This window comes from Bartonella sp. AP7XZML (assembly GCF_042195745.1).
Lineage (GTDB): Bacteria > Pseudomonadota > Alphaproteobacteria > Rhizobiales > Rhizobiaceae > Bartonella.
The window spans coordinates 20,180-39,152 of sequence record NZ_JBHIOT010000068.1 but is presented as its reverse complement, the minus strand read 5'-3'; the positions used below and the strand labels follow the sequence as shown (position 1 = coordinate 39,152).

Annotated in this window: 12 protein-coding genes and 1 pseudogene; 5 read left to right on the top strand and 8 right to left on the bottom strand. The window is 37.3% G+C overall.

The features are described 5' to 3' along the window. Nucleotides 1–128: 128 nt before the first annotated feature. Nucleotides 129–1,685 (bottom strand): glutamine-hydrolyzing GMP synthase, encoded by a 1,557-nt coding sequence (guaA, locus tag ACFILT_RS05265; protein WP_375679719.1) that lies wholly within the window; start codon nucleotides 1,683–1,685, stop codon nucleotides 129–131. Between the two features lie 132 nt (nucleotides 1,686–1,817). Then, nucleotides 1,818–3,104 carry an RsmB/NOP family class I SAM-dependent RNA methyltransferase gene (locus ACFILT_RS05260; RefSeq protein ID WP_375679696.1) on the bottom strand — a complete coding sequence of 429 codons (1,287 nt, stop codon included), beginning with the start codon at nucleotides 3,102–3,104 and terminating at the stop codon, nucleotides 1,818–1,820. Nucleotides 3,105–3,572: 468 nt separating this feature from the next. On the opposite strand from ACFILT_RS05260, the gene ACFILT_RS05255 reads away from it, so the two are divergent. Continuing rightward, entirely contained in the window at nucleotides 3,573–3,719 is a 147-nt protein-coding gene (locus tag ACFILT_RS05255) for a hypothetical protein (RefSeq protein WP_273722522.1), read from the top strand. Nucleotides 3,720–3,898: 179 nt separating this feature from the next. Here the strand turns inward: ACFILT_RS05255 and guaB are convergent, their stop codons facing one another. The 3 genes and pseudogenes from guaB to ACFILT_RS05240 form a co-directional block, all read right to left on the bottom strand. Then, complete coding sequence (guaB, locus tag ACFILT_RS05250; protein ID WP_375613284.1) at nucleotides 3,899–5,398, bottom strand: IMP dehydrogenase; 1,500 nt, start codon at nucleotides 5,396–5,398, stop codon at nucleotides 3,899–3,901. A gap of 150 nt (nucleotides 5,399–5,548) precedes the next feature. Then, a pseudogene (locus ACFILT_RS05245) lies at nucleotides 5,549–7,119 on the bottom strand (phospholipase D family protein). Nucleotides 7,120–7,522: 403 nt separating this feature from the next. After that, complete coding sequence (locus ACFILT_RS05240) at nucleotides 7,523–8,908, bottom strand: sigma-54-dependent transcriptional regulator (protein WP_375678533.1); 1,386 nt, start codon at nucleotides 8,906–8,908, stop codon at nucleotides 7,523–7,525. A 253-nt stretch (nucleotides 8,909–9,161) separates the two neighbouring features. Here ACFILT_RS05240 and ACFILT_RS05235 point away from each other — a divergent pair, with 253 nt between their 5' ends. Then, nucleotides 9,162–9,521, top strand: coding sequence for a hypothetical protein (locus ACFILT_RS05235; protein WP_375611849.1), 360 nt, complete (start codon nucleotides 9,162–9,164; stop codon nucleotides 9,519–9,521). Between the two features lie 278 nt (nucleotides 9,522–9,799). On the opposite strand, the gene ACFILT_RS05230 is transcribed toward ACFILT_RS05235, so the two are convergent. Beyond that, nucleotides 9,800–10,792, bottom strand: a complete 993-nt coding sequence (locus ACFILT_RS05230; RefSeq protein WP_375678534.1) for an SIS domain-containing protein — start codon at nucleotides 10,790–10,792, stop codon at nucleotides 9,800–9,802. A gap of 39 nt (nucleotides 10,793–10,831) precedes the next feature. Next, complete coding sequence (locus ACFILT_RS05225) at nucleotides 10,832–11,722, bottom strand: UTP--glucose-1-phosphate uridylyltransferase (RefSeq protein ID WP_375613281.1); 891 nt, start codon at nucleotides 11,720–11,722, stop codon at nucleotides 10,832–10,834. Nucleotides 11,723–11,987: 265 nt separating this feature from the next. Here ACFILT_RS05225 and ACFILT_RS05220 point away from each other — a divergent pair, with 265 nt between their 5' ends. Together ACFILT_RS05220 and ACFILT_RS05215 are read left to right on the top strand one after the other, a co-directional pair. Beyond that, on the top strand, nucleotides 11,988–13,244 hold the full coding sequence (locus tag ACFILT_RS05220) for a lytic murein transglycosylase (protein WP_375679695.1): 1,257 nt from the start codon (nucleotides 11,988–11,990) through the stop codon (nucleotides 13,242–13,244). A gap of 14 nt (nucleotides 13,245–13,258) precedes the next feature. Further along, nucleotides 13,259–14,335, top strand: a complete 1,077-nt coding sequence (locus ACFILT_RS05215; RefSeq protein WP_375678536.1) for an SGNH family hydrolase — start codon at nucleotides 13,259–13,261, stop codon at nucleotides 14,333–14,335. Between the two features lie 89 nt (nucleotides 14,336–14,424). Here the strand turns inward: ACFILT_RS05215 and ACFILT_RS05210 are convergent, their stop codons facing one another. After that, nucleotides 14,425–16,449: a M3 family metallopeptidase gene (locus ACFILT_RS05210; RefSeq protein WP_375679694.1), complete on the bottom strand. Its 2,025-nt coding sequence runs from the start codon at nucleotides 16,447–16,449 to the stop codon at nucleotides 14,425–14,427. 548 nt (nucleotides 16,450–16,997) lie between these two features. Between ACFILT_RS05210 and mgtE the strand changes: the two genes are divergently transcribed. After that, nucleotides 16,998–18,374 carry a magnesium transporter gene (gene mgtE, locus ACFILT_RS05205; protein WP_375606748.1) on the top strand — a complete coding sequence of 459 codons (1,377 nt, stop codon included), beginning with the start codon at nucleotides 16,998–17,000 and terminating at the stop codon, nucleotides 18,372–18,374. Nucleotides 18,375–18,973 lie beyond the last annotated feature (599 nt).

Sequence of the window (18,973 nt, the reverse complement as noted above, 5' to 3'; positions counted from 1 at the left end):
CAGATTGCCAGATAAAGGCTTATATCATATGAAAATACACAATCATTTTTAAATGATTTTTTCTACACTTTTCGAATATCAAACCCTCAGTCATATTTTATTCTTAAAAGACTTATCCTTCATTTTAATTATTCCCATTCAATAGTACTAGGAGGCTTTGAGGTTACATCATATACAACACGATTAATCCCTCTAACTTCGTTAATAATACGTGCTGCTGTCTTACTTAAAAACGCCATATCATAAGGATAAAAATCAGCAGTCATTCCATCTACAGATGTGACGGCGCGAAGAGCACAAACAAATTCATAAGTGCGACCATCCCCCATCACGCCAACAGTTTGAACAGGAAGAAGAACAGCAAAAGCTTGCCAAATTTCGTCATAAAGACCAGCTTTATGGATTTCCTCAAGATAAATAGCATCTGCTTCACGTAAAATTTCTAATTTTTCACGGGTCACAGTACCTGGACAGCGAATTGCAAGACCGGGACCTGGAAAAGGATGGCGACCAATAAACTGCTCCGGTAGCCCTAACTCTCGTCCTAGCGAGCGAACCTCATCCTTAAAGAGCTCACGTAACGGTTCTACAAGTTTCATCTTCATCTGTTCTGGTAGCCCACCCACATTATGATGGCTTTTAATGGTTACCGTTTCACCAATAGCAGACACACTCTCAATAACATCTGGATAAAGTGTTCCTTGTGCTAAAAACTCTGCACCTCCTATTTTTTTCGTTTCTTCTTCAAAAACTTCAATAAAAAGACGACCAATTGTTTTGCGCTTTTTTTCTGGATCTGTCTCACCTTCTAAAGCATTAAGAAATATATCGGCAGCATTAACGTGAATAAGCTCTATATTATAATGATCACGAAAGAGCGTGAGAACTTCTTTAGCTTCATTCTTGCGCATCAGCCCATGGTCTACCAAAATGCATGTCAGTTGATCTCCTATGGCTTCGTGAAGGAGTACCGCTACAACAGATGAATCCACTCCCCCTGAAAGACCACAAATCACACGACTTTTCCCAACTTTTTGTCGTATCGTAGCAATTGCCTGCTCACGATAAGAAGCCATTGACCAACTACCTTTAATAGCAGAGATCTTATGAACAAAATTTTGCAAAAGTTTTGTACCATCCGGTGTATGGATAACTTCAGGATGAAACTGTACCGCATAAAAATGTCTTTTTTCATCCGCAATAGCCGCATAGGGAGCTCCTTTTGAGGTTCCTATGACACGAAAACCTTCTGGTAAAGCTGCCACACGGTCACCATGGCTCATCCATACTTGATAACGAGAACCTTTTTCCCACACTCCATCAAAAAGGGCACTCTCTTCTTGAACTTCCAAAAAAGCACGCCCAAATTCACGCTCATGTCCAGCTTCAACCTTTCCTCCAAGCTGAATACACATGACTTGTTCACCATAGCAAATACCCAGAATCGGAACACCCGCCTCAAAAATTTCCATTGGAGCACGCGGAGAGCCCTCATCAATAACGGAATAAGGACTCCCTGATAAAATAATAGCTTTAGGATTTATGCGGCGCACAGCTTCTAAAGCCAATTGAAAAGGAGCAATTTCACAATATACTTCCATTGCTCGTACCCGTCGTGCAATAAGTTGTGTAACTTGTGAACCAAAGTCAATAATAAGAACAGTGTCTGGATGTGATATGCTCATAGAAAACCAATCAACAATTGTAAAAGAAAACTCATGAGAGTTATGATTTAATCTTTCTCTTTTCACAAGCCTGTTTTCTTAAGAAAAAGATTATTCTCGTAAAGTTTATGATAAAAAGTGTAAGAATATGGATCAATGTTTTTTTTGCAACACAGATAAAAAGAACCCATCTGTTTGTGTTGTGGCCGGCGACAAAGTAAGTCCATAATTTGAAAAAACTGGTTGCACAGGAGAAAAACTAAAATGTTTCTGCCAAAGCGCTGGCATATCTATTGGAGAAAAATGAGAATGTTGTTGAAGGAAATGGGAAATTTGTTCCTCATTTTCATCTGTAAAAAGAGAACAGGTAATATAGATTAAGCGCCCATTTGGCTTAAGATAAGCTATCGCTTCATTCAAAATAGCCCTCTGTTCTGTTTGGCGTTGTTTCACTTGTTCTAATGTTAAACGCCATTTCGCATCTGGACGACGACGCCATGTTCCTGTCCCACTACATGGTGCATCTAGTAGAACTCTATCCATCTGGCCTATTAATGGCTTCAATTCTTCTTTTTGCGCTCGTGTTTGTACATTACGAACACCAGCGCGTCGAAGACGATCAAAAATAGGAGCTAAGCGCACTTTATCGGAATCATAAGCATAAATTTGCCCATGATTGTTCATATCGGAAGCTAAAGCTAATGTTTTGCCCCCAGCACCTGCACAATAATCTAATACCTGCATGCTCTCTTGCGCTTCCACAAGGTGAGCAACAATTTGAGATCCTAAATCCTGTATTTCAAAGTGTCCTTTTTGAAAAGCTAGTTCCACTTGAACATTGGGATGACGATTAAACTTTTCAATCGGTGCAATTCTTAAAGCTTGCCCAAACCATGGAAAAGATTTAAGTTTGGTTTTTGCTAATTCTTTCAGCACCTTTTCTGGTGTTGCCTTTAGGTTATTTACCCGTAGGTCTAAAGAAGGACGCGTTGCTAACGCAGCCGCTTCAGTGATCCAATTATCACCAAATAAAGGACGCAGATGCGCTTGACACCATTGCGGAATATCACCACGAATATAGTCTGGAGCATCCACTAATTGCTGACCTTGCCACGATTTACGCTGTTTAGCCCCTAATAACTGCGGTGCAAACCGATCTTCTGTCAACTCACCGTCAATTTGCTCCAGCGTCATTTTTCCAGAATCTAATAAGGCACCAAAAACGATATCTCGGATATCATCACTCTCCATACGCCATTGTAAAGAATAACGTCGTCTTAAAACATCATAAACGATTGTACCAATAGCTGCACGATCACCTGCTCCAGCAAAGCGATGAGAAAGACCCCAATCCTTTAAAGCTTCTCCTACTGGGCGATGCTTCATTTCTATCTCTGTGAGAACATCTATTGCTGCTTGCAAACGCCCACCTAATCGCATTCATTTCTCCCATTAAAATAATAAAATTTTAAATCATCTAAAAAAATAATATTATCGCCTTCTTGCCAATGAAACCTTCTCAAAGCCATAAAAAATTTACATTCAATCTTAAAATGATCTGATCATACTTTTTTTATAAGATCCAATTTAGAGTATCTAAATTTTTCCTTTCATCTTCTGCCCATTCGTTTTTTATCTTTCTACCTCTTATACTAAAAGATACGTAGCCATCCATAAAAAACTTATTTCCGCCATGCATTACGAAAAAACCAAACTCTTTAATTTATTGGCGTAAAATAAAGTTTACGAGGATTGTCTGAACAATAGAAAAAATCTTCTCATAAAATTAAACAGGCTCATCTTACGTTCAACAAAAAATTAACTTTTTAGAAAATGCTTGGAACCACTATTTGGCATGACCGTTTTTACTCTAATGGCAACTGCCAGACAATTTTAAAGGAGAAAATAATGACTTATAATAATGGAAAAACAACTTCGTCTAAAAGCCGTCATAATACAATGCCCTCAAACAACGGAAAGAAATCCGTCCAAAGTGATCAGACAAACACTCGCCAACGTGCGTCAAAGACTGGACGGAAGACAACAAAAAGTTAATTCTAATTTTATATAACTTATTTCATATAGTCTTAACAGAAAGAATTAGAGTTTTAACCTCTAATTCTTTCCTTTTTGGGATTATTACACCAAATTACAAACAGAAAAAAGCGCAGTCTCTCTTTCTTGTTCTCGGAAAATTTTATATTTATGCAATATGATATTAGGCTCTTGTATCTTTAAACTGGCCCACGATAATTTGGACTCTCTCGTGTGATAGAAACATCATGCGTATGACTTTCATGGAGTCCCGCATTCGTAATACGTACAAACGTTGCTTTTTCACGAAACTCTACGAGATCTTTTGCTCCAACATACCCCATCGAAGCACGAAGTCCACCAGCAAGCTGATGTAGAACTGATGCTATAGGACCTTTATAAGCCACCTGCCCCTCCACACCTTCAGGAACCAACTTAAGTTCATCACGAACATCATCTTGAAAATAGCGATCTGCCGATCCTCGTGCCATAGCACCAACAGATCCCATGCCGCGATAAGCTTTAAAGGATCGTCCTTGATAAAGATAAACTTCGCCAGGACTTTCTTCTGTACCCGCTAAAAGAGAGCCAATCATAGCAGCACAAGCCCCACCTGCTAAGGCTTTAGCAAAATCACCCGAAGCTTTTATCCCCCCATCAGCAATAACGGGAATGCCCGCTTTTTCAGCAACTTCTGCAGCATTCATAATGGCTGCAAGCTGAGGAACACCAACACCTGCAACAATTCGCGTTGTGCAAATAGAACCAGGACCAATCCCCACTTTTATAGCATCCGCACCACTGTCAATCAAAGCCTGTGTTGCTTGAGCAGTCGCCACATTACCAGCAATAATAGCTGGAGAAAACGTCATTTTTTTAATACGCTCAACAGTGTCTAATACACGCTGAGAATGTCCATGTGCAGTATCAATTACTAGAATATCAACGCCTGCATCAATTAATCGTTCAGCCCGCTCAAACCCATCGTTCCCTACACTACTTGCAGCTGCAACACGCAAGCGACCTTGTGAATCTTTGGCAGCGTTTGGATTTAATTTTGCTTTTTCAATATCCTTAACTGTTATCAGTCCGACACAACGATTCTGTTCATCCACAACTAATAATTTTTCAATACGATGATGGTGTAAAAGATATTTCGCTTCATTGAGTTGAACATTTTCACGCACTGTGATTAAATTTTCATGCGTCATTAATTCATAAATTTTTTGTTTAGGATCCGATGCAAAACGCACATCCCTATTTGTCAAAATGCCAACAAGCCGTCCAGCAGTTTCACCTTTAGCACCATTTTCAACAACCGGAATACCGGAAATACCATGAGAGCGCATCAAAGATTTTGCTTCTTCAAGTGTTGCATCTGGTCCAATGGTGACTGGATTAACAACCATACCAGATTCAAACTTTTTTACTTGACGAACTTCTTCTGCCTGCTCTGCAGGAGACATATTACGATGAATAACCCCAAGACCACCAGCTTGAGCCATAGCAATTGCCAAACGCGATTCTGTTACCGTATCCATTGCCGCAGAAAGCAATGGCAAATTGAGCTTAATATCCGCTGCAATGCGCGTACTGAGATCCACTTGACTAGGCATAACAAGAGAATGACCGGGTTGTAAAAGTACATCATCAAAAGTCAGTGCCAATGCACCTGTCCCCGTTTCAACAATCTTTGCCATATCAAAATTCCTTTTATAATAAAACACCGCAAGAAGCTTTAAAATACAACTGCGGTTCTCATACATGGTAGATTGGCAAAAAATTATGCCATGCTACAAACAAAATGAAAAGAAAAATAAATATTTTTTTTAAGTGTGGTTTATAAAAATTTACAATTGTGATTCAATAGGTAACCAACTTATTATTTTTGCAAATGCGCGACGCCAAAAATTGCTTTCTGGCTCATAGTCAATGCTATATTTTTTTTCATTTTCAATAAAATCCCAATAAATACGATTATTATCACCAAGACGCAGATGATAGCTCATTTCCCCTGTGGTTTCTTCAGAAAACAACAAATCTAATCTTGCTGTAATGGGAGCACATTCAAAAAGAATGCCCATTTCTGTATTTAATGATGCTGATCTTGGATCAAAATTTAAAGATCCAATAAAAGCTGTTTTACGATCAATTAAAAAAGCTTTGGCATGTAAACTTGCCTTACTCGATCGAAACAATCGTAACCCATGAGTATTGCCTTCCGCTTTTAATTCATAAAGATTAACACCACTTTTCAACAATGCCTTACGATAAGGTACATAACCACCATGCACTAATGCTACATCAGTAGCAGCTAAAGAATTTGTCAGAATTTTGACATCAACACCCTTTGAAACCAAATTACTAAAATTCTGCGTGCCAACCTTACCAGGAACAAAATAAGGTGACGTAATCTGAACCGTTTTTTGGGCATTTCCAATAACCTTTGAAAGTGCCTTCATAAGCCAATTACTTGCTTTTTTACGCAATGCTTTTTCTGGAGGGTCAGAAAGAACAACAACTTTGTCTGCTAAAAATAACCGCTTTCCTGTTTGGATAAAACAATTAAAGTTAATGTGCTCTTTGACATAATCTAAATAAACTTTTGCAACTTTGGAATCACGAAACTTTCGTAATTTATCTTTCCAATAGCTAAGATCACTTGCGCTTTTAGGAACAACCAAAGTATGAATTGGCAAAACAACAGCACTATTCCAAAAATCATCAAAGATACTTTCTACCTTTTTAACAGAAGGACCGATTAACATCAAATCTAAATCTCGAAAATGGGATTCTTTACCAGCATCAAAATAAGAATCTGCAAGATTACGTCCTCCTACAAAAGCGACCCTGCCATCAACAATAAAAGCTTTATTATGCATTCTACGTGTTACAGTAATTGCCCGTAATATAATTTCTAAACCACGGCGTAAACCACCTTTACGCGATCGCCCTGGATTAAACATTCTCACCTCAATGTGAGGATGTTTATCTAGCGCAATATAAGCTGGATCACGTGCCTGAGCATTAATATCATCCAAAAGAAGCCGTACCCGAACCCCTCGATCAGCTGCCTCAACTATTTCACTTAATAATAGGCGCCCCGTTAAATCATCATCCCAAATATAATACATCAGATCAAGGCTACGCCCAGCCTCTGCAGCTCCTATTGCACGAACACAAAACGCATCCAAATTGCTGATAATGAGAGAAAGGGCATCTTTATCAATCCCCAATCCATTTTCTTTCTCAGCTAATTGACTGACGATACGATCAAGCTTAGTTTCATCTTTCTGAAGAGGTAACGCATAAGAACATTGCCCCCTAGCATTTTTCACAAAACGCCCATAGGTGTAGATTGCCAACATAGATGCAATAAAAAAAAGAGGACAAAACCAATAACAATCTGTAAAAGAGTCAAAGAGGGCAAACTTTCTATTTTAAACTATCACATCATCAGTAATGCAAACAATAACACTAATCACTTTATCTTAATCGTATAGCAGATAAAATGCCACTTCTTGCTTAAGAGAGTATAAATTTAATATTGATGATACAAAAATTTTAGCGGTAGTATTTAAAAGTTTTTAAAAATGCTTCTCTGTTTTAATAAATGTAAACTTAACTAAAATTGTATAAATTGAAATAAACGATTAAAATAGTCACATAAAATTTATATTTGATTTAAATCAACAAAATCATCCTCTATAGATAAATTTTACAATAAATGATTGTTTTCTTCAGCTTTCCCCCACGGACTTTATCAAAATTCACTCTATTTTTTGAAACGCATGCTTGTCATGAAGAGAAATTTGTTATGAATTTTATTTTCGTTCTTGATTTCTTATTGCTCTCAATTCTTCCATTTTTCTATAAAGTGTAGAGCGACCAATATGAAGGCGACGCGCAATCTCACTCATATGTCCTTTATAATGTTTAATCGCTTTCTCTATAATATCATGCTCCATTTCTGCAAAAGTACGTACATGCCCATCAGTATTCAAAAATTTTATCGATTCTTGCTCACTATCTTCTTGTATATTACCCTCAATGATATTGGGAACATTCATTAATGAATTTCCCATTAATTGCGGAAAGTCTCGAACAGTTAATAACGGTCCTTCACTGAGTAAAATCGCACGAAATAAAAAGGTTTCAAGCTCATTTCTATTGCCAGGCCAATCATACTGCATAAGCAAGGAAAGAGCAGAGCCTGCTAAACCATGGACATGTGATCGCCCTGTTTCTGTGATAATGCGATCAATCAAACGTTGTGTGATCTCTGGAAAATCATCCCTTAATTCTCGTAAAGCAGGAACGCTAATAGACAAGTGAGAAAATTGTTCAAACAAACTATGCAAAAAAAAGTTTTCATTAACCAAGTCCTTTAAACGCGATGTTGAAATAGCGATGATCCGAAAAGGAAAAAAATCTCCTTTTGTATCCCTTTCCCTTTCTTTAAGGTAATGAGCAAACCGTTTTTGCTGTATGGGCTCAAGTCGATCAATATCACAAAGGCAAAGTGTCCCTTTTTCAAGAGAAGAAACCAATGGTAGGAATTCTTTAAACCACTGCTGATTTTCTTCTTCTGGATCAACGATGGCTGAACATTGAAAGCGAACAAAAACACCCTCCGAAAATAATCCCTCATGATGAATAATCCGAGCTAATGTCTCACGTCCTGTTCCAGCTTCTCCCTCTATCAAAAGATTCTGTAAAGAAGTTGCTGCTTGTCTCGATTGTTCTAACACTATCTGCATAGCTCTACTTTTTACGCAAAGATCAGAAAACCGTAAATGATTCTCTTTTTTTCGCCGAATATCTCGAACCTCATGCTCCAAAGCAGAAATAAGAGCAAGGATATCCAAAGTAACTCTTACACGTAATAATGTTACTGGATGGATCCAATAATCAATAGCTCCAGCTGTTAAAGCTTTCTGGAGTAAATGCTGATTCTCTTGTTGTGCTATAACGACAATAGGAACAGAAACACCAGCAACTCTAATCATTTTAATCAAATCGCTCACACTCAAATCACTCATAACGACATCAAGGAGTGCAAGCACAATGTTTTTACGCCTGTGTAAAAGATCAATCGTACGGAGACCATTTTCTGCTTCAATGACACGATAACCAAAACCTCGCAGCATAGAAGAAAGTTCTATACGTCTTCCATAATCTTCACTCGCAACAAGAATGGGACCAACCATAATGTCAATAATCTCCTTTGAGACTACTTAGCAGCTTAATATAAAAATTGTTGTAAACCATAAGAAATATTTTACCTCTTGTGTTTCACTTACGAACTTCATCAAGCTGTCAATTAAATACAACATTAAGGCATTTTTTTCCATTTTTTTGCTTTTTCATTGATTTTTATCAAATTTTTCATATTGACTCATGGGGTAATTTAATAATGTTATAGAAACTAGAGAGCAAAATAATCTAAATAGAGTGCAATAAATGAAACATACCTATCATATTTTATGTCTTACAATTACCGCCTTGCTGTTAAGTGCCTGTAACTTTTCGCGATATTATAACTCAAATATGCCAACTGGAATTGATGGAAAATGGGTTGATGAGAATGGTATTATTTCTTCTTTCCACAATGGTGTTTTTGAAACGCATGCAGCAGATACAGAAGAAAAACTATCAGAAGGAGCATATAATTATCTCAATGCCCAAAATATAGAAATTGAAATACGCTCTATTCTCCGTGGAACAATTTCTAGAGTCAATTGTACAATGTCATATGACGCCACACAACTTCTCTGCACCTCACATACAGGAGCACAGTTTTTCCTTAAGCGGAAATCTTAAACAAAGTACAAGGGAAACCTCTCTTAAGAACAGAGGGAGCACACACATTAAGCAGGAGGCGATATCCTTTCTCCTCCTGATAGAAAATCCTCTCTAAAATACGCAAAGAGGCTAGTATAATCTTTACCCTGAAAATTTTCTAAACATTATGAAATGCGTAAAATAATCATTTTCTTCCACAAAATATCAGTAAAGCCACCTCACAATAAAATTGTAACTTTGTATTATTCAATCTATTTCAACCTAAAATAACATTTTATTTGATAGGGAAGCTTAATCTAAGCAGCGCCAATGCGCAAAAGATCATGAAAATGAACAATTCCTATCGGTTTTTTATCTTCAACCACAAAAAATGCACCAATCTGATGATCATTAATAAAAGCTGTTGCTGCACCAACAAGTGTATTTGGCTTTACAACTTTAGGAGCTTTGGTCATCACCTCGTCAACATTAAATTTTGATAAATTAAAATGAATGTTACGTGCAAGATCGCCATCAGTTACAATTCCGATTAGTTCACCTTCTTGATTCACAACACCAACACAACCAAAATGTTTTTCCACCAAAACATTCATCGCTTCAGTCATAGCTGTTCCCTGCATAACCAAAGGAATATTATCACCCTCATGCATAATATCACACACGTATTTAAGGCTTGCACCAAGAGAACCACCAGGATGATATATTTTGAAATCCGTTGCGGTAAAACCACGCATTTCTAAAAGAGAAACCGCTAATGCATCTCCCATTGCCAATTGCATAATTGTTGAAGTTGTAGGGGCTAAACCATGGGGGCAAGCCTCTTCTATCTTTGGTAATAATAGTACAATATCAGCTTGTCGTCCTAACACAGAGTGCTTACTTGATGTCATCGCAATAAGGGGGATACGAAAACGCGCCGCATAACTTATAATACCACTTAACTCTTGAGTTTCACCAGACCATGATAAAGCAAGAATAACGTCATCAGAGCCAATCATACCAAGATCACCATGGTTGGCTTCTGCAGCGTGAACAAAAAAGGCAGGTGTTCCAGTTGAGGCTAAGGTTGCTGCAATTTTTGTCCCTATATGACCACTTTTTCCAAGACCAGTAATAACCACATGTCCACGAGCATTTCTAATAGTTTGAACAGCCGCTTCAAAAGAAGAAGAAAGACTTTCCAGAAGAGCTTTTTCAAGAGCTTCAAGCCCCTGCTTTTCACTAGCAAGTGTTTTAAGCGCTGATGCTACTGCACCTTGCAAAGCCCTATGAGGAGACGATATTGTCATAATCAAATTCGATCAATAAAATTAAGTAAGAGATCTATATCACTTTTCGACATTAATGGTTTCTAGTAAATTTTTCAATGAAGCAGAAACGTGGCTGTGCATATCAGCGCGTGCCAAAGAAAATGCAACGTTGGCTTCAATAAAACCAGCTTTAGAACCGCAATCAAAAGTGCGCCCTTTTACTTGCAAACCCCAAAAATCTTGCTCATTTGAAAGCCGTATCATAGCATCTGTTAATTGAATTTCATTTCCTGTTCCCCGTTCTTGAGTGGAAAGAATATTAAAAATTTCTGGCTGCAAAATATAACGTCCATTGATGTACAAATTTGATGGCGCTGTACCTTGTGCTGGTTTCTCTACCATTTTTGTGATTTCAAAACCATTTGCAATCTGTTTGCCTTTCCCAACAATACCATATTTATGTGTTTCTCTAGGATCGCATTCCTGAACTGCTATAATATTTCCCCCACCCACCTTTTCATAAAGGCTCATCATTTCAGAAAGACAGCCCTTTTTCGCTTGTATCAACATATCCGGTAATAACAAAGCAAAAGGTTCCCCTGCAACTAATTCACGTGCACACCAAAGAGCATGCCCTAATCCCAAAGGTTGTTGTTGCCGAGTGAAAGAAGTTGACCCTGGTAATGGCTGTAAACGGTATAAATGTGCAAGATCTTCTTTCTTTCCACATTCAGCAAGTGTCGTATATAATTCAACTTGCTCATCAAAATAATCCTCAATAACGGCTTTGTTACGTCCAGTTACAAAAATAAAATGCTCAATACCAGCTTCCCTCGCCTCATCCATAACATATTGAATAACAGGTTTATCAACAACTGTTAGCATTTCTTTAGGAATCGTTTTTGTCGCAGGAAGAAAACGCGTACCAAGACCTGCTACTGGGAATACTGCTTTCCGGATTTTACGCACACTCACCCTCCTCAATGAATTCATATAACTTTTTTGTTTTATTTATCATATGTTTTTACGAAATGGTAAAAAAGATATCTTATTGTTTTGATTATCATTATAATGAGCAATAAAAATGTAAAAAGAGTCTGAGAATTTATTGAAGGGATTAAAACGTATTATTTATTTCAGTTTTTTCCTCTTCTTGATCATATTATCGATTAAACTAAATACAAAATAAAGTTATTGCACATCTAATGAATTGAATATTAATGGGAATTTCAAAATGCAAAAAACAGAATTGAAGACTTTCTCTTTTTTAGAGAAGTCAATAGCTTGGAGAACTCTTCTCACTGGCTCTGCCGTTATTTTTTCTGCTTTTTTAATGTTTTTTGCACCCCTTTCATATGCTGATAGCGGATTTAAACACTGGATTAAAGAATTTAAAAAAATAGCTATTGCTCACAATATTACCCCCTCTACGTTTCATATGGCGTTTAAAGGTGTTAATGCCATTGATCCAGAAGTTCTAAAAAGCGCCGCATACCAACCGGAATTTGTTGCTCCTTCATGGAACTATTTCGATAATCGTGTCCATGATATTGCAATTGAGGAAGGACGACGCCAAACTCAAAAATGGAACAAATGGCTTCTTCAAATTGAAAAACGTTTTGGTGTTGATCGCAATATTCTGCTTGCTATTTGGTCAATGGAAAGCAACTATGGGAAGGTTTTAGCTAATAAAAGTGTAATACGTGATACCATTCGCTCTCTTGCAACTTTAGCCTATGCTGATAAAAAACGTGCAAAATATGCATATACACAGCTGATTGCTGCTATGAAAATTCTACAAATTGGCGAAATTAAACGCTCTCAACTCACTGGATCTTGGGCCGGTGCATTGGGGCATACACAATTTATTCCAAGCAGTTATCTCGCCTATGCAGTTGATATGGACCAAGATGGACGGCGTGATATCTGGAACTCTGTTCCAGATGCTCTGGCTACTGCTGCTAACCTTCTCCACAAAAATGGCTGGCAACCTAATCTTATTTGGGGAGTAGAGGTAAAAGTGCCGCAGGGGAAAAACCTTCCTGAAGGCTGGTATTCCTTTGAACAATGGAAAAAATTAGGTGTAAAACACGCAAATGGGCACCCTCTTCCTACATCATCTGAACAAGCAATATTAAAATATCCAGATGGAGCAAAAGGACCTATATTTTTAGTCACAAAAAATTTCTTTGTTCTGAAACATTATAATAATGCAGATCGTTATGCGTTTGCTGTTGGCCTTCTTGCTGATCGCATTGCTGGACATCCTGGATTGGTAAATGATTGGCAAAGACCTTTTCAACCTCTTACTTTCCAAGAATGTAAAGAACTACAATCTCGCTTAAGTGCACTGGGCTATTATAAAGGGAATGTCGATGGAAAAATTGGAACAGCTTCTCGCAAAGCAATTAAAGCTTTTCAACTCCGTCACGGACTAAAAGCAAATGGATATCCATCATCTCAAGTGCTTTTTCTCCTTCGCAAACAATAATGGAGAATAAGGTTTTGTCTCTTTCTCGCCTGATATACTTGACATTATTGCTGTTTTCACTTTCTATTGTGGGGATCTTACAGCCATCCCCAAGTAAAGCAACGAACTTCTTCAAATGGTTGTCACAACAAAACAAACAGACACAGCAGCCACCGCAAATTATAGAACAAAAAATAGACAAGCCGCAAAAAAAGATCGTAACACAAAAAAACATACAAAAGCTAAAAAATGAGAATGCAAAGCGCATTCTTGTCATAGGGGATTTTGCAGCTTCTGCTGTTGCTGATGCACTTAAGAAATTTTTTATAAATAATAGCGATATCGTTATCATGAACAACACAATGCCAGCTTCCGGCTTAGTTCGAACGGATTATTATTCTTGGCAAAGCAATATTTCTAAACTCATTGATCAAAATAGCCCCGATGTTATTATCATGATGATCGGTGCAAATGATAATCAACCCATCACAGACTCTCATAACATGATTAACACAGATCAGTCAGAATGGATACGCATCTACAAACAAAGAATTATCGAAATTACTGAAAGTCTTCACGCCTCTGGAAAATCATGGATATGGATAGGTCAACCTTCTTTTGGAAATGACCTTTTGACACAAAAAATGAAAATTTTTAATGCGCTCTATAAACAAGAAACAGAAACAGCAGGAGGGTATTTTCTCGATATCTGGAGCGGCTTTAGTGATGAAGAAGGAAATTTTTCTTTTTCAGGCTATGATATTAATGGAAAAATAACCAAATTACGCACCAATAATGGCATGCATTTCACCCCTGAAGGAAAGAAAAAACTTGCCTCTTATTTAGAAAAACCATTGAAAAATATTTCAAATTTTTATGCCTTTTCTCATGAAAATTCTTACTCAACCGATCAAGTTATTCAAAAACTTATACAAGAATCAGAGAATCAAGAGCGGAGTAAAATTATGCGTCAGCCTCCAATGAGCCTCGATGATATGGCACAAAAAAACACTCACCTTTTAGGCAAAAGAAAGTCAAGTTTTATAAAAAAATCATGGTTTCCACCAAATGGGCATCAAAAAGATCGAGCTGATAATTTTTCTTTCCCATAATGTCTATTTAAAATACAAAATCTATTTTCCTCTATAAACAAAAAGCGAATAATATGAAAACGGCATGGTGTTAACCATACCGTTATATCTTATAGTCCACGTTTGTTAATCATTGCCTCTGGTAAAGGCATTCGTCCCCGAAAAGCTTTATAAAGCTCCTCTGGATCACGACTTCCTCCAGCGGAGTAAATAAAACGTTTCAACTTATCAGCAAGCTCTGAATTAAAAACATCTCCCGTTTCTTCAAAAGCTTGAAAAGCATCAGCATCAAGGACTTCCGACCACATATAAGAATAGTAACCAGATGCATAACCATCTCCCGCAAACACGTGCATAAAATGTGGGGGACGATGACGCATAATAATTGTATCAGGCATTTGCAGCTTTTCTAATTCTTGGCGTTCAAACACTGTTGGATCAGTGACTGTTTCGCCTTGATGAAAAGCCATATCCACTAAAGCTGATGAGATAAATTCAACGGCAGAAAATCCTGCATTAAATGTCTGTGCTACTAAGACTTTATCTATCAACTCTTGTGGCATAGGATGGCCTGTTTTTGTATGTATAGCATAAGATTTTAATATCTCTGGTACTGTTAACCAATGTTCGTAAAGTTGAGAAGGTAGCTCAACAAAATCACGTGAAACAGATGTTCCCGACACAGATGGCCATGTGACATCAGAAAGCAAACCATGCAATGCATGTCCAAATTCGTGGAAAAGCGTACGTGCATCATCAAGTGATAAAAGAGCAACTTCCCCTTTAGGTGGTTTAGCAAAATTACAAACATTGTAGATAATAGGCTTTTGTCCGCCATCCAATTTATGTTGTGATTGCAAACTACTCATCCACGCACCGGAGCGTTTTGAAGAACGTGCAAAATAATCACCAATAAAATGCCCAAGTAGACTTCCATCAGACTTTTTTACTTCCCACAAACGTGCATCAGGATGCCAAAGTGTAACAGCGTTTTTTTCTTCAAATGTAATGCTAAAGAGTTTTTCGGCTACCCCAAAAGCCGCTTTAATCATAAGATCAAGCTGAAAATAATATTTAATCTCAGCGCTATCGAAAGAAAGTTTTTCAGTGCGAAGCTTTTCAGCATAATAACGCCAATCCCAAGCAGCTAAAGATTCATTGCTGCCCTGATTGTTGGCAAAATTTTGTAAGTCAATTTGCTCAGTAGAAGCTTTCGCTCTTGCGCGCTTCCATACAGGCATAAGCAAATCCATAACGGAATCAACACTTTTAGCCATAGTATTATCGAGCTTCAAATCTGCGAAAGATTTATATCCCAATAATTTAGCCTGCTCATCTCGAAGCGCAACAATCTCTACAATAATTGTTTTATTATCATTCTTGTTATTATTTTCACCACGTTTAGCCCAAGCTTGGAATGCAACCTCACGCAAATCACGACGATCAGAGAATTTTAAAAAAGGTTCAACAATCGAACGTGCTAGTGTTAATGCATACGCTTCTTCATTGCCTCTTTCACACGCAATTTCCTTCATTGAAGCAATGAGATCTTGCGGTAAACCAGATAAGTCTGTTTGTTTTAAAAACAGAATCCATTCAGCTTCATCATTTAAGACATTTTGTCCAAAAGTAGCATTTAAAAAAGCAAGTCTTTCATTAATTTCCAAAAGCCGTTTCTTAGCTTTTTCATCGAGTTTTGCCCCATGACAAACAAACTTTTTCCACCATAATTCAAGAACACGTGTTGTTTCATTCTCAAATGTGCCCAGCTGCGACTGTTTATAAAGTACATCTATTTTCGCAAATATCCGCGCATCCATCATCATTTTTGAAGAATAACGAGAAAGTTTTACAACGAACTCTTGCTCTAGCTGTTGAATTAATACATTCGTATGAGCACTGGTGCGTAAGAAAAATATTGAACAGACACGATCAAGCGCTTTGCCGCAAAGCTCAAAAGGCTGCAAAAAATTCTCAAGCGTTGGTGGTTCTTGCACCATCGCAATTGCCTCTAGTTCTTCTTCTGCTTCTTGAAATGCCTGTTCAAAAGCGGGTTTAAAATCTTCATCACTTATAGAAGAAAAATCAGGAAGACCTGAAAATCCCTTCCAGTCCAGCACTGCTGCTTTTGTCATAATACTTTATGTCTCCATTATAAATTTAAACTGTAACAATTATCTTTACGACACAAATTGATAACATACTAAAACTATTTCGTGAGTTTCAAAACTACCTTTCAAAACGCTATTGAATAAAAAACCTGAAAATCGTAAAGTTCTTTCATTCAAACCATATTATATTGAAGCAATAAAGATTATTCGCTCGCACATCACAATAGAATTGCATATTAACAAAAACACTTGGAGAAAAGCATAATCTCCACTCTTTATAAAATATTGCTTTAGATTCTTTTGAAAATCGCAAACTACATTAAAGAAATGATGGTAAAATCAGAACTGATTTTTACATTTACGTTTTTATATTATCCTCAAATTAAGCTGTATTCTCGTTTTAGTGATTCAGAAACTTGTTTATAACTTATAATTTACCCTTGACTTTACTTCAAATATTAACAATTGGGAATATAGCTGGGGAGTTTTTTTAAATCTTCCATAAACTTTTGTTTTTATCTCATCTATTATCTAGATTTACAACTCTCCAACTCTTCAGGAGGTACTTTATCATGACTGAAATCAAAACGGCCTTCGACTTCAAAAATTTTTCTCCTGAAGCTCTCGCTGAAAAGTTAAAGAACCAGCATTTTGCAGACTCTATTGATATCATCAATGACCTCGATATCATGGAACGTGTAACTATTCTTAGTCTTCTGCCTCTTGATTATGTTATCGAACTTTTTGATAAACCAGAGCTTGAGCAACCTGCTGCCATCCTAGAACTTCTCCCTATAAATCGTGCTGTTGAAATTCTTGATGGCATGTCTGCCGATGCTGCTGCAGACGTCTTTCAAGAAATGGATAAGGAAACCCGCACACGACTTTATGCCTTGCTTAACCCCTTAACGCGCGCTGAACTTAAAAAACTCACCAGTTATCCTGATCATACAGCAGGAGCACTGATGACAACAGAGTTTATAGCCGTTCCTTCAAACTGGACCATACAAAAAACTTTGGATCACATTCGTGAGGTCGAGCGAACACGTGAAACAGTTTATACCAGCTATGTAATTGACCCCAAAACAGGTACTCTTCTCAAAGCTGTTTCCCTGCGTAACCTTATTCTTGCCTCACCTGATGAACAAATTCTTAATGTCCCTACCCATGACTCGCCCATTACAATATCACCTTTCACACATCATGAAGATATCGCACGCCTTTTCCAGCGCCATGATCTTCTCTCTGTGCCTGTAGTTGACGAAAGTAACCATGTCATTGGCATTGTAACCGTTGATGACGTGCTTGATACTATGGTCGATGAAATGAATGAAGATGCCTATAAATTTGGGGGTATGGAAGCACTTAATAAGCCCTATATGCAAATTAAGTTTCCTGAAATGATGAAAAAACGCGGAGGCTGGCTCGCTTTACTCTTTATCGGTGAAATGCTGACAGCAAGCGCTATGCAACATTTCGAAACAGAACTCGAAAAAGCGATTATTCTTACACTGTTCATACCTCTCATTATGAGCTCAGGAGGAAATTCCGGCTCACAGGCTACATCCCTTATTATCCGTGCATTGGCTTTACGTGAACTCACGTTAAAAGACTGGTGGAAAGTGATCATTCGTGAAATTCCAACAGGACTATCCCTTGGTCTCTTACTAGGAATTATTGGTGTTACGCGCATTGCTCTTTGGCAAAAACTGGGTATCTACGACTATGGCCAACATTGGATTGCTATTTCGACAACAGTGGGTACAGCTTTAGTTGGAATCGTTACCTTTGGTTCTCTTTCTGGATCTATGTTGCCTTTTATTCTTAAAGGTTTAAAATTTGATCCAGCAAGTGCTTCTGCTCCTTTTGTGGCAACTTTAGTAGATGTCATGGGCATTATAATCTATTTTTCTGTAGCTTCTCTCATTTTGTCAGGAACTCTTCTTTAAACATGTAAAGTAAAAACTCTTACTTATGGAAAAATCTTGTCATGTAACCTAAGATTCTTTCCATAAGAGAATAAGCTTTATTATTTATTTTCTAGCGCACTGCTCTATAGATAATTTATTATTTTTTTGAATAACAGCTCCGAATAACGTAATCTTACCTCATCATAAAGCTTCTCATATTAAATCGATTAAAGTCATCTTCTTGCCAGACACAAACGAGATCGGTGTATGGCTAAAAACTATTCAAGAAAAAATAAAATACTTCTTATATCCTCTCTCTCTCGTATCAAAAACTGGCGCAATATTGACAGCTGAGAAAGAATAATAATGATGATACTCAACAGGCTTTATATTTCTTCACAAAGGCGTTAATAGTATACTATTCGCGTATATTATATCATTTATGAGCCCTATCATGGAATGGATGTAGGTACGTTAAGCAATCTCTCTTAAGTACATGAATATGCAACAAAAAGTATATGCTGTTTAAAGTGTTCTGTTTGGCATGAAAAGCATACTCCTATTAGAGAGTGCAATTAACAAAAGTAAGGCAATGCACTATCTCCATGGTTTAAAAGATATTACTTTAGATGCTTTTG

Coding starts and splice junctions, on each gene's coding strand:
- guaA (WP_375679719.1), bottom strand. CDS start 1,685: ATGAGCATATCACATCCAGACACTGTTCTTATTATTGACTTTGGTTCA.
- ACFILT_RS05260 (WP_375679696.1), bottom strand. CDS start 3,104: ATGCGATTAGGTGGGCGTTTGCAAGCAGCAATAGATGTTCTCACAGAG.
- ACFILT_RS05255 (WP_273722522.1), top strand. CDS start 3,573: ATGACTTATAATAATGGAAAAACAACTTCGTCTAAAAGCCGTCATAAT.
- guaB (WP_375613284.1), bottom strand. CDS start 5,398: ATGGCAAAGATTGTTGAAACGGGGACAGGTGCATTGGCACTGACTTTT.
- ACFILT_RS05240 (WP_375678533.1), bottom strand. CDS start 8,908: ATGGTTGGTCCCATTCTTGTTGCGAGTGAAGATTATGGAAGACGTATA.
- ACFILT_RS05235 (WP_375611849.1), top strand. CDS start 9,162: ATGAAACATACCTATCATATTTTATGTCTTACAATTACCGCCTTGCTG.
- ACFILT_RS05230 (WP_375678534.1), bottom strand. CDS start 10,792: ATGACAATATCGTCTCCTCATAGGGCTTTGCAAGGTGCAGTAGCATCA.
- ACFILT_RS05220 (WP_375679695.1), top strand. CDS start 11,988: ATGCAAAAAACAGAATTGAAGACTTTCTCTTTTTTAGAGAAGTCAATA.
- ACFILT_RS05210 (WP_375679694.1), bottom strand. CDS start 16,449: ATGACAAAAGCAGCAGTGCTGGACTGGAAGGGATTTTCAGGTCTTCCT.
- mgtE (WP_375606748.1), top strand. CDS start 16,998: ATGACTGAAATCAAAACGGCCTTCGACTTCAAAAATTTTTCTCCTGAA.